Raw genomic sequence first — 12,223 nt, forward strand, 5'->3', positions numbered from 1 at the left:
ACGTTTGATTGTTGCAATTTTTCGGTGTTGAAGGTAGAATTTATACTAGGAACGTCACGGAAATGTTGCGGGGGGATCGACGTGCCACAAGAGGTTACAACTACTAATCATCGTGAAGAGGCTTTAGAGCTTTTAAAAAAAGATGCAGACAAGATCTTTCAGCTCATTAAAGTGCAGATGGACAATTTAACGATGCCACAATGTCCGCTTTATGAAGAAGTGCTCGACACACAAATGTTCGGATTATCCCGTGAAATTGATTTCGCGGTTCGCCTAAGTCTCGTGACCGAAAAAGACGGAAAAGCATTGCTTGATGCTCTTGAGCAAGAATTATCCGCACTTCACGAAGCCAGTCAAAAAAGATAGCACAATGAAACTCAAACAGTTCCACAAACCGTTTGAGTTTTTTGTTTTTAGATGGATTGAGCACTTAGTCAGTAGTGATAAGTGTGCGCATGCTTTTTTCGTACCATGAAGGAATGTGTTGGTGTTTTGTAGAATACGAGAGAGAGGATCCACGCGATGTGGTTCAGAAAGGCGTTCGCTCGTAGGACGTGAGTGGCTCGGTGTTGCGGCATGGACGCCGCGAAGTTAGCCGAGGTTCCTGACTAGGACGTTGCGAAATTAGCCTTTCGTCCATCCTCAAAAAAGGTAGAGGTGTCCATGGTAAAGCGCATCTTAAAATCATACGATTATTCATTGATTGTCGTGTATGCGGTGTTAAGTATATTTGGTTTGGTGATGGTGTATTCGGCTAGTATGGTCGCCCCTGCGCAAAGATGGGGCGTGCCGAGCGATTATTTTTTTCTGAAACATATGCAAAACCTTGCGCTAGCGTATGGTGCATTTTTATTGTTTGCTCTTCTGCCGTATAAAATGTACAAATCTAACAAAATATTAATGACGATTGTGTTCGGCTCTGTCATTGTGCTTGGGCTACTCACCGTTTTAGGTACAGCCTTTGGTGGGGCACAAAGCTGGTTTGACATCGGTATCAGAAGTATTCAGCCTTCAGAACTAGTGAAACTGGTCGTCATCGTGTATTTGGCGGCGATCTATGCGAAAAAACAAGCGTACATAAACGAATTAAATCGAGGGGTTGTTCCTCCTCTGATTTACTTAGTGATCATTACGTTTTTAATTGCTTTACAACCGGATTTGGGGACGGCTTCCATTGTGTTTGCCGTAGGGATTTCGTTACTTATTTGTTCTGGGACAAGCATGAAAACCTTAGTGAAGCTTGTCAGTATTCTGATGATTCTCGCCGCATTATTAAGTCCAGTCTTTTTGTTGAAGCCAGATTTAATTAAAGATTATCAATCCGAGCGAATTGCTGGTTACTTAAATCCGTTTGAAGAAGAGGATGGGGGACGCCAAGTTCGGAATGCCTACATTGCCATTGGGTTAGGCGGCATAACAGGAGTAGGTTTAGGGAAAGGGATCCAGAAAAATGGTTATATACCTGAAGCCCACACCGATTTCATCATGGCGGTCATTGCTGAGGAACTTGGTCTTATCGGTGTTTTGTTTACGTTGAGTGCAATCGGATATTTAGTGTTTCGCGGTATTATTCTTTCGATACGATGTAAAGACGCCTTTGGGAAGCTTTTGGCGATTGGAATTTCGAGCCTTATTGCCATTCAAACCGTTATAAACTTAGGGGGACTCACGGGATTAATTCCGGTGACGGGTGTACCGCTTCCGTTTATAAGTTACGGAGGTAGTGCTCTTTTAGTACTGTCTATTGGTTTAGGTATTTTAGTGAATATTTCAATGTTTACCAACTACTCGCAAAACTATAATGAGAAGAAGGACGAGCCACTCCCGAAAGAAGGATCTACACGCACTTCGAAATTCAAAGTGTACTCTGCGAACTAAAAACGTGAATGGATGTCTGCTTTATTCTAAAAATTAGAGGTGGTTTCTTTGACAAAATCTATTGAAAAAGTACTAGTGGCAAACCGTGGAGAGATTGCAATTCGGATTTTTCGCGCGTGTACCGAGTTAAATATTCGTACAGTTGCCATTTATTCAAAAGAAGATTCAGGTGCTTATCATCGCTACAAGGCTGATGAAGCGTACCTCGTTGGAAAAGGCAAGAAGCCGATTGATGCTTATTTAGATATAGAAGATATTTTACGCATTGCAAAAGAAAGTGATGTCGATGCGATTCATCCAGGTTACGGATTTCTCTCGGAAAATGTGGAGTTTGCTAGACGCTGTCGCGAAGAAGGGATTGTATTTATCGGACCAGACGAACACCACTTAGACACTTTTGGAGACAAAGTGAAAGCACGCCAAGCGGCAATTGCAGCGAACGTGCGCGTTATTCCTGGTAGTGACGGTCCTGCCCACGATGCAGAGACTGTGTTGGAGTTTGGACGGAATCATGGTTTTCCGATCATTATTAAAGCTGCTCTCGGTGGTGGCGGTCGTGGTATGCGAATTGTGGAAAGAGAAGAAGATGTGAAATCTGCGTTTGACCGAGCACGCTCAGAAGCGAAAGCGTCGTTTGGTAATGATGAAGTGTACGTTGAGAAGTTCGTTCAGAAGCCAAAACATATCGAGGTACAAATTTTGGCAGATGCTCACGGACAAGTTTTTCATTTATATGAGCGCGATTGTTCGGTTCAACGACGCCATCAAAAAGTGGTAGAGATTGCACCGTCTGTCAGTCTTGATGATCGTTTGCGAGCGGAGATTTGCGAACAAGCTGTTGCGCTCATGAATTCAATAGGTTATGTGAATGCAGGTACCGTCGAATTTTTAGTAGCTGGCGACGAGTTTTATTTCATTGAAGTGAATCCGCGCATTCAAGTTGAGCATACGATCACCGAGATGGTGACGGGTGTTGATCTTGTGCAGGCACAGCTTTATGTAGCGATGGGACACCATTTAGGAGATCCTGAAATCGGTCTTGCAGATCAAGAAAAAGTACAATTGAACGGCTATGCGATTCAGTCTCGAGTCACAACAGAAGATCCAGCGAATGATTTTATGCCAGACACAGGAAAAATTATGGCGTACCGTTCCAGTGGTGGATTTGGGGTACGTTTGGATGCTGGAAACGGATTCCAAGGTGCTGTGATTACGCCTTATTACGATTCACTTCTCGTGAAAGTATCGACGTGGGCGCTTACATTCGACCAAGCGAGAGCGAAGATGATTCGTAATTTGCAAGAGTTTCGGATTCGGGGCATTAAAACGAACATCGCCTTTTTGGAAAACGTGATGAAGCACGAGGCGTTCCGAAATGGCTCTTACAACACGTCCTTTATTGACACAACACCTGAGCTATTCTTGTTCCCGAAGCGAAAAGACCGTGGGACGAAGATGCTTACCTACATAAGTGATATTACTGTCAATGGATTTCCAGGCATTACGGTCGATAAGAAACCGGTATTTTCACCAACGCGGATTCCGCAAAAAAGAATCGGTGTTGCGCCTCCGAACGGTACGAAACAGTTACTCGATGAAAAAGGACCTGAGGCTGTCGCTGAATGGGTTCGCGCGCAAAAACAAGTGCTGCTAACAGATACGACGTTCCGGGACGCACACCAATCTTTGCACGCTACACGCTTCCGTACGTATGACCTGCAACGTGTAGCAGAAGCTAGTGCGCATCACCTTTCACACATGTTTTCGTTGGAGATGTGGGGGGGAGCTACCTTTGATGTAGCGTACCGATTTTTGAAAGAAGACCCTTGGCATCGATTGTTGACATTGCGAGAAAAGGTACCTAATGTGCTGTTCCAAATGTTGCTCCGCGCTTCCAATGCGGTTGGTTATAAAAACTATCCGGACAATCTTATTCGCGAGTTTGTAGAAAAATCCTCCTACGCTGGGGTGGATGTGTTCAGAATTTTCGACAGTTTGAACTGGGTAAAGGGAATGGAAGTGGCGATTGATGCAGTGCGACAGCAAGGAAAGCTCGCTGAAGCAGCCATTTGCTATACAGGAGACATACTAGATCCAACTCGTACGAAATATAATACGAAGTACTACACGCAGCTTGCTAAAGAGCTCGAGTTGCAAGGTGCACACATTTTGGCCATAAAAGACATGGCCGGATTGTTGAAACCAGAGGCAGCGTATCGCCTCATCTCTTCATTAAAAGAATCAGTCACGATTCCGATTCACTTGCACACACACGACACGAGTGGAAACGGGATCGCCATGTATATGAAAGCCATCGACGCTGGAGTGGACATTGTGGATACCGCAATTAGTACGATGGCCGGTATGACGTCTCAACCGAGTATGGAATCTCTTCTTTATGCTCTTCGGGATGACCAGAGACCGAATGTATCTTTAGATGGAGCGAAGGAATTGAGTCATTACTGGGAAGATACGCGCAAAGTTTATGCGCCTTTTGAAAGTGGTATGATGAGCCCACATCCAGAAATTTATGAGCACGAAATGCCAGGAGGACAATATAGCAACCTCCAGCAACAAGCGAAAGCAGTAGGCCTTGAAACACGTTGGGATGAAGTGAAAGACATGTACCGGCGCGTGAACCACCTTTTCGGAGACATCGTGAAGGTGACCCCATCTTCAAAAGTAGTCGGAGATATGGCGTTATTTATGATACAAAATGATCTTGACGAAGCGGCTGTGCTCGAACGGGGAGCCACAATTGATTTTCCAGACTCTGTCATAGAGATGTTCAAAGGAGAACTCGGTCAGCCAGTTGGTGGATTCCCTCAAGATGTACAAAAAGCCATCTTGAAAGGGAAGGAACCGATCACAGTTCGACCTGGAGAATTGATGGGAGACATCGATTTTGAACAGGTACGCAACGAACTGTACGACTTGTTAAAACGCCCGGTTACGAACCATGAAGTCATTAGCTACTGCTTGTATCCGAAAGTGTTCCAAGAGTATATGACAACTGTGGAACGTTACGGCGATGTCTCAGTTCTCGATACCGCTACATTCTTGTATGGCATGCGCCTCGGAGAAGAAGTGGAAGTAGAAATTGAAACAGGGAAAACGTTAATTGTAAAATTGCTCTCCATCGGACAAGTACAAGCTGACGGAACTCGAGTGATGTACTTTGAACTAAACGGACAGCCGCGTGAAGTCGTGATCCGTGATGAACACGCCCAAACATCTGTAACCGGAAAAGTAAAAGCGGATTCTGGAAACGAATCACATATCAGTGCCACAATGCCAGGAACCGTCATCGAAGCGCTTGTGAAAGAAGGAGAAGCCGTACAACAAGGGGACTACCTACTTATTACAGAAGCGATGAAGATGGAAACTACCGTACAAGCACCATTCTCTGGAATTGTTGAGAAGGTTCACGTGGTCGCTGGTGATGCCATTGGGCCCGGTGATCTTTTGATTGAGGTGAAGAGGAAGTAACGAGTAAAAACGAAAAAACGCAAGCCTCTGAGATGGGGGCTTGCGTTTTTTCGTGCAAAGGATCGAATCGAGAAGCGAAAACAGTGTGCAGTTTAGCCGCGCATCACGTAGAAGTACACAGTGAAATCGGTCTAAAATTGACAAAAGGCGCTAGTCCCAAGGGTTTACTAATTCGTTGTTGCGGTTGAAGTATGGTCGGCTTCTTTTCGCTGGCGTCTCTCATATGCCCGTTGTCTATCTATTAACAGGATAAAGTAACTTAGAAGACCGAATAGACACGAAATGATGAGTGCATGGGCAAGAGCCATCGGTAAACTTAAACGGGTTAAAATGACAAGAGCTCCTGCTGTCACTTGAAGCGTGACAAGAACAAATGCAGCGATAGCACCGTACAAAAGTGTTTTTTCTGCCCGATAGTGCTTCCAGACGATAAATAAAATGTAACCTAGCCAGACGAAAACAAGTCCAGCAGCAGCGCGGTGTCCCATTTGCACCCACTCGTAAAAGTTTGTGGGAAAAAACCGACCAGCGGTGTTCGAACAGCCTGGCCAATCAGGACAAACAAGTGAGGCGTTTGCTTGGCGAACAAGTGCGCCTGTGTACACAACCGCATACACATATAGTATGATGCCGATGAAGTGGAAACGTAACCTTCGATCAAATAATACCGGTTTTCTCTCCGCTTGTCCTCCTTCAAAAATAACAAAAGTCAAAAGCAAAATAGAGGCAAATGAAATGAGAGAAATCCCGAAGTGCAAAGCAAGAACAAATTCTGACTGTGACCAGATGACGGCTGCTGCACCGAGCAATGCTTGGAAAATCAAGAAAAATGACGAGATGACAGCGAGCGGTTTAATTTCTCGTATATGACCTAAAGTGCGCCATGACCAAATCACTAAAGCTAATAAGAGAAAACCTACACCACCAGAGACGAGACGATGAGCTAACTCAATCACGAGTTCAGGTGTAATGTCTGACGGAATGAGTTCTCCGTTACATAGCGGCCAAGAACTTCCACACCCGTCACCAGAATCGGTCTTCGTCACGAGGGCACCGCCGAGTAGAACAAATAGCATCCCGAGCGTTGTAATAACAGCTAGTATCTTCAATCCTTTATGTTTTTTCAATGTTGTGTGTCACCCTTTTTATAAAAACATTTTATTTCAAAACAAATAACTGTATCACAATCCCATATCAGTATAAAGTAAGGACAAGAGAAAACAAGTAATTTGTCGTCTACAAAGAATCGATCACCTTGTAGTATGTGCAACTGTATACGACTTTAAAGGAATTGAGTAAGTCACCCGTGATGGCTCGTACCTATTATGTAGGATGAGTAGGGGAAATGGGAGGGGTTTTCTAAGGTGACACAAATTCTCCATATCTCCTCGGGGAATTTGTCACAAAAAAGAAACATAGTGTGTTTAAATTGTGATTGATTATAAAGAAATGATGTGGAATGTAAATGTGTCGAAACTTTGAAAATCCTTTGTTTTTTTCTCAAACCATAGCTTAAAAGGATAAAATTGTTTATAGTAAAGGAAGGCATGTTTACGTGCGCATGTCCTACTCACATACGTGTGGGTATAAAGTAGACACTCGTCTACTGTTCGAAAGGGGGAAGAAAATGGCTACCACGAAATTGGTAAACGAAACTACTATGGATGATGACAAGCATTCATTGAATGCAGCAACGACTACATCGGCCTGGCAAGACTTCCTCGCGCTCATAAAAATCGGTATCGTAAACTCGAATGCGATGACAACGTTCACGGGAGTATGGCTTGCCCTTTATTTTACTGAACGCTCGTTTTTCGCGAATTTCGATATTGTTTTGTATGCGATGATTGGCTCATCACTAGTTATAGCGGGATCTTGTAGTTATAATAACTACTTTGATCGTGATATTGATCCGAAAATGGAGCGCACAAAAAATCGTCCAACTGTGTCTGGTCGGTTTCAACCAGCAACTGCATTAACTCTGGGGTTATTTTTTATTGCTATCGGTTCTGTGTTGTTGTTTTTGACAACACCTATGGCAGGAGTTATTGGATTAATTGGGGCATTTACTTACTGTGTGTTGTACACAATGTGGAGCAAGCGTAAAACAACCTTTAATACAGTAGTTGGGAGCATCTCAGGGGCAGTTCCCCCACTGATTGGATGGACTGCAGTAGAACCGCAGCTGACTTCTGTACCCATCGCGCTCTTTCTAATCATGTTTATTTGGCAGCCGCCTCACTTTTTAGCATTAGCGATGCGCAGAAAAGATGAGTATGCGCGTGCAGGAATACCGATGCTTCCTGTTGTGCATGGGTTTGCTGTGACAAAGCGACAAATGATCGCTTGGGTTGCGTGCTTGTTACCACTTCCTTTTTATTTGTACCCGCTTGGTACCGTATTTCTTATTATAGCGACAGCACTGAACATCGGTTGGCTCGTGCTTGCTCTCAAAGGATTGCGGGCGAAAGATGATATTAAGTGGGCTACGGGAATGTTTGTGTATTCGCTTAATTACTTAACCATACTGTTTGTTTCTATGGTAATTGTGACGTTTATTCCATTTTAATAGTTTGGTTTCCATCCGAAATTAGGATGGGGATACATAAGATGTGGCAGTACTAACGAACAATAAGGTATAGCTGGATGGGGATGTATTTACCTAAGCAATTCTTTCTTTCATGTGAAGAATTGACATAAAGTTCCAAGAGGAAAATTATTGATGAAAGAGGGGTTTGATGACGTCATGAGAAAAAAGCTGCGACAATGGCGGTACTTGCCAATGCTTGTACTTACGACGCTCGTTTTAGCGGGTTGTGGAGAACCATTTGTATCTACATTGCAGCCTGCGGGAGAAGTCGCACAAACACAGTATGATTTAATGATATTAAGTACCATCATTATGGTATTGGTCATTATTGTCGTCATGATCATTTTCTTCGTGGTCATTTTCCGCTTCCGTCGGAAAAAAGGGGACGACTCTATTCCGAAACAAGTGGAAGGTAATCACAAACTCGAAATCATTTGGACTGTGATTCCGATTCTTCTTTTGCTCGTGTTAGCAGTGCCTACTGTAACTAGTACTTTCTATCTAGCTGATGTTGAGGGAAGTGAAGAAGTAGAAGCTGTGGAACCTGAAGAAGGTGAGGAAACAGCGGTTGCTGGTGGCGAAGAAGGTGAAGAAGCTCCTGTAGTACGTAAAGATGAAGGCGCTATCGTCGTCAACGTAACCGCTAACTTGTACTGGTGGGAATTTGAATATCCAGACCAAGGCATCGTAACAGGACAAGAGCTTGTTGTGCCAACGGATGAGAAAGTGTACTTTAATTTAACGTCTGCTGATGTTAAACATGCTTTCTGGATTCCAGCAGTCGGCGGTAAGTTGGACACTAACCCGGACAATATAAACAAATTCTGGCTAGAGTTTGACAGCGCAAAGTCTGAGGAGGCTGGTGGTCTCTTTTACGGTAAGTGCGCCGAACTTTGTGGACCTTCCCATGCTCTTATGGATTTCAAAGTGAAAGCTTTAGATCGAGCGGAGTTTGACACGTGGGTAACTGACATGCAGAACGCACAAGCTCCTGATTTACAAACGGAACTTGCACAACAAGGGGAACAAATTTTCACACAAAGCTGTATTAGTTGTCACTCCAACAGTCCGACAGAAAAGGGATCCGCCCAAGGACCGAACCTTGGGAATTTCGGAGAGCGTTCTCGAATTGCCGGGATTTTGGAGCATAATGAAGAAAATCTCAAGGCATGGATTTCCGACCCTGAACAATTCAAACCAGGGAACAAAATGACGGGTGTTTATCAGCTAGAGGAAGATGAAATCGATGCAGTAGCAGCATACTTATTAGAGTTGAAAGTCCAAGACTAAGACACGTAGGGGGGTTACATCGTGAGCACCATGGCACACAAAAGGGGATTTGGTGCAACGTTGTGGGAATATGTCACAACTGTTGACCATAAAAAAATCGCCATTTTATATTTGCTCGCAGGCGGATTCTTCTTCGTCGTAGGCGGAGTAGAAGCGTTGTTGATCCGGATCCAACTTTCGGTTCCAAACAACGACTTTCTTGTCGGTGGCTTATATAACGAAGTGTTAACGATGCACGGAACAACCATGATATTTTTGGCAGCAATGCCACTTATTTTTGCGTTTATGAACGCCGTTGTCCCGTTGCAAATTGGAGCGCGTGACGTTGCGTTTCCATTCTTAAATTCATTAGGTTTTTGGTTGTTTTTCTTTGGTGGTGTGTTCTTGAACCTATCTTGGTTCTTAGGTGGAGCACCTGATGCAGGGTGGACGTCTTATGCCTCGCTAGCCATGAATTCAGAAGGAAATGGAGTAGATTTTTACACGATTGGATTGCAAATATCTGGTGCGGGTACGTTAATCGGGGGAATTAACTTCCTTGTTACGATTATTAACATGCGTGCACCCGGGATGACCTATATGCGTATGCCTCTCTTTACGTGGAGCTCATTCGTAGTGTCTGCACTTATTTTGTTCGCGTTTCCTCCACTAACAGTTGCGCTATTCCTCATGATTTTCGACCGATTATTTGGATCGAATTTCTTTGATGTGGCAGCTGGTGGTAACACGATCATTTGGGAGCATTTATTCTGGATATTCGGTCACCCAGAGGTTTATATTTTAATCTTACCGGCTTTCGGTATCTTCTCAGAGATCTTTGCAACATTCTCACGGAAGCGCCTGTTTGGTTACTCATCCATGGTCTTTGCGACAGTATTAATTGGTTTCTTAGGCTTCATGGTATGGGCACATCACATGTTTACAACTGGTTTAGGGCCAATTGCCAACGCGATCTTTGCCGTAGCTACGATGGCGATTGCTGTTCCGACGGGAATTAAAATCTTCAACTGGCTCTTTACGATGTGGGGCGGGAGTATCTCCTTCACAACACCGATGTTATACGCAATTGCATTTATTCCATCGTTCGTTGCAGGTGGGGTTACGGGTATTATGAACGCGGTTGCAACTGCGGACTACCAATACCATGACACGTATTTCGTTGTTGCCCACTTCCATTACGTCATTGTGGGTGGAGTTGTATTCGGTCTTTTAGCCGGTACGCACTTCTATTGGCCAAAAATATTCGGTACAATGTTAAGTGAGAAACTCGGAAAGGTCACGTTTTGGATCTTCTTTACAGGTTTCCACCTTACGTTCTTTGTACAACATTTCTTAGGACTGATGGGGATGCCTCGTCGGATCTATACGTACCTTCCAGGGCAAGGATTCTCTACTGGAAACCTTGTGAGTACTGTTGGAGCCTTTTTCATGGCAATCGCCACGCTCATTTTGCTGATCAACATCATTATGACGCAAGTGAAAGGGAAGAAAGTTGAAAACGACCCATGGGGAGATGGAAGAACATTGGAATGGGGGATCTCATCGCCACCACCGTTTTACAACTTTAAACAATTACCGCTTGTACGTGGTCTAGATACGTGGTGGATTGAAAAAGGGGAAGGTAAGAAGGCATTAACGTCTGCAGAACCTGTTGGCGATATCCACATGCCGAACAATTCTTTCATTCCATTTATGATTTCTTTCGGAATGTTCGTGGCAGGCTTTGGTGCCTTGTATAATAGTGACTATGTTTGGGGAATTCCTGTCCTTGTCCTCGGTTTGGCGATCATTTTTGGCTCCATGTTTGTTCGTTCCGTCAAGGATGATCACGGATATCATATTCATAAAGAGGATTTGCTGGACGATGAGGAGGTTAAAGGGTAATGGAATCACAAGAAAAATTCACGTATGAAACGTGGCCCTCTTCACCCGAAAAAGCAACGTTAGAATCACGCAATAAGTTTTTAGGTTTTTGGTTATTCTTAGGGGGAGAGACTGTTCTTTTCGCCGCACTTTTCGCAGTCTACTTGGCGTTGCGCGATCCGGAAGTGTCTAATGAACTGTTTGAACTTCCGATTGTTCTCGCTGCCACATTGATTTTGTTAACGAGCTCGTTAACTAGCGTGTATGCGATGTACCATATGAAGAACTTTAATTTCAAAAAAATGCAACTGTGGCTAGGCATTACCGTATTATTAGGGGCGTCCTTCCTTGGATTAGAAATTTATGAGTTCACCAACTACGTTCGAGAAGATTTTGGCTATACGACTAGTGGCTATTCATCAGCATTCTACACGCTTGTTGGTTTCCACGGAGCTCACGTTACATTCGGACTTCTTTGGATTATTACCTTAATGGTTCGCAATGCAAAACGCGGGTTGAACTTGTACACCGCTCCGAAGTTTTACGTAGCGAGTCTTTATTGGCATTTCATTGATGTCGTATGGGTTTTCATTTTCACAGTAGTGTATCTTATGGGAATGGTGGGATAATGTATGGAACAACACAATACAGGTAACCCGCGCGTCGATGTGGCGTACCGTAAGAAAAAGAATAAAGAAGATATGAAATTTCAATTAGTTACGTTCGTCATGATGTTAGCGCTCACTTTTGTGGCGTTTGCTGCTGTTGAGTTTGAGATGGCTGGAGGTTTCGTTGCTCCGTTCATTCTTTTACTTGCCGTCGTACAGGTGATTTTTCAACTGTATTATTTCATGCACATGAGTCATAAAGGTCACGAAACCGTCACGCTGTTTCTTTACTCTGGTGTACTCGTTGCGTTCTTGACTATACTCACATTTTTGACAATCGTGAATTTGTGAGATGAAAAAGCAATCGGTACTCTTCCGGTTGCTTTTTTTCGCTTTTTAACATCCCTAAATTTTTGAACACTTTTTGAAAGTCCAATAAAATTAGGGTAGGAGTTTTTCTAGTCAATTGCACTTCATTTTTGTGACACGGTATAATAGAGGATAA

At 43.7% G+C, this 12,223-nt stretch carries 9 protein-coding genes; 8 read left to right on the forward strand and 1 reads right to left on the reverse strand.

Going from position 1 to position 12,223, the window contains the following annotated elements; all coding sequences use genetic code 11:
- Positions 1–81: 81 nt before the first annotated feature.
- The 3 genes from HHK01_RS05900 to pyc all read left to right on the forward strand — a co-directional run bounded on the left by HHK01_RS05900 (position 82) and on the right by pyc (position 5,367).
- Positions 82–366: an Fpa/YlaN family protein gene (locus HHK01_RS05900; RefSeq protein WP_228027673.1), complete on the forward strand. Its 285-nt coding sequence runs from the start codon at positions 82–84 to the stop codon at positions 364–366.
- A 297-nt stretch (positions 367–663) separates the two neighbouring features.
- The gene (locus HHK01_RS05905) at positions 664–1,878 is read left to right on the forward strand and encodes an FtsW/RodA/SpoVE family cell cycle protein (RefSeq protein WP_170006871.1); all 1,215 of its coding nucleotides are present in this window, start codon (positions 664–666) and stop codon (positions 1,876–1,878) included.
- Between the two features lie 48 nt (positions 1,879–1,926).
- Positions 1,927–5,367: a pyruvate carboxylase gene (gene pyc / locus HHK01_RS05910; protein ID WP_170006873.1), complete on the forward strand. Its 3,441-nt coding sequence runs from the start codon at positions 1,927–1,929 to the stop codon at positions 5,365–5,367.
- A 167-nt stretch (positions 5,368–5,534) separates the two neighbouring features.
- Here the strand turns inward: pyc and HHK01_RS05915 are convergent, their stop codons facing one another.
- Positions 5,535–6,494 (reverse strand): COX15/CtaA family protein, encoded by a 960-nt coding sequence (locus HHK01_RS05915; RefSeq protein ID WP_407646937.1) that lies wholly within the window; start codon positions 6,492–6,494, stop codon positions 5,535–5,537.
- Between the two features lie 500 nt (positions 6,495–6,994).
- Between HHK01_RS05915 and cyoE the strand changes: the two genes are divergently transcribed.
- The 5 genes from cyoE to ctaF all read left to right on the forward strand — a co-directional run bounded on the left by cyoE (position 6,995) and on the right by ctaF (position 12,069).
- On the forward strand, positions 6,995–7,936 hold the full coding sequence (gene cyoE / locus HHK01_RS05920; protein WP_170006875.1) for a heme o synthase: 942 nt from the start codon (positions 6,995–6,997) through the stop codon (positions 7,934–7,936).
- A gap of 177 nt (positions 7,937–8,113) precedes the next feature.
- Positions 8,114–9,247: a cytochrome c oxidase subunit II gene (gene coxB / locus HHK01_RS05925; RefSeq protein WP_170008680.1), complete on the forward strand. Its 1,134-nt coding sequence runs from the start codon at positions 8,114–8,116 to the stop codon at positions 9,245–9,247.
- Between the two features lie 30 nt (positions 9,248–9,277).
- Complete coding sequence (ctaD, locus tag HHK01_RS05930) at positions 9,278–11,131, forward strand: cytochrome c oxidase subunit I (protein WP_407646951.1); 1,854 nt, start codon at positions 9,278–9,280, stop codon at positions 11,129–11,131.
- Positions 11,131–11,739, forward strand: coding sequence for a cytochrome (ubi)quinol oxidase subunit III (locus HHK01_RS05935; RefSeq protein WP_170006878.1), 609 nt, complete (start codon positions 11,131–11,133; stop codon positions 11,737–11,739). The genes ctaD and HHK01_RS05935 overlap by 1 nt, the downstream gene beginning before the upstream one ends.
- A gap of 3 nt (positions 11,740–11,742) precedes the next feature.
- Positions 11,743–12,069: a cytochrome c oxidase subunit IVB gene (gene ctaF / locus HHK01_RS05940; protein ID WP_170006880.1), complete on the forward strand. Its 327-nt coding sequence runs from the start codon at positions 11,743–11,745 to the stop codon at positions 12,067–12,069.
- The last annotated feature ends 154 nt before the right edge of the window (positions 12,070–12,223 follow it).

The sequence above is a fragment of the Bacillus fonticola genome, assembly GCF_012955605.1.
In the GTDB taxonomy this organism is placed as follows: domain Bacteria; phylum Bacillota; class Bacilli; order Bacillales; family JC228; genus Bacillus_CG; species Bacillus_CG fonticola.

Excerpts from the sequence above, each read along its gene's own strand:
- HHK01_RS05905 (WP_170006871.1), top strand. The coding sequence starts at position 664 with ATGGTAAAGCGCATCTTAAAATCATACGATTATTCATTGATTGTCGTG.
- cyoE (WP_170006875.1), top strand. The coding sequence starts at position 6,995 with ATGGCTACCACGAAATTGGTAAACGAAACTACTATGGATGATGACAAG.
- coxB (WP_170008680.1), top strand. The coding sequence starts at position 8,114 with ATGAGAAAAAAGCTGCGACAATGGCGGTACTTGCCAATGCTTGTACTT.
- ctaD (WP_407646951.1), top strand. The coding sequence starts at position 9,278 with ATGGCACACAAAAGGGGATTTGGTGCAACGTTGTGGGAATATGTCACA.
- HHK01_RS05935 (WP_170006878.1), top strand. The coding sequence starts at position 11,131 with ATGGAATCACAAGAAAAATTCACGTATGAAACGTGGCCCTCTTCACCC.
- ctaF (WP_170006880.1), top strand. The coding sequence starts at position 11,743 with ATGGAACAACACAATACAGGTAACCCGCGCGTCGATGTGGCGTACCGT.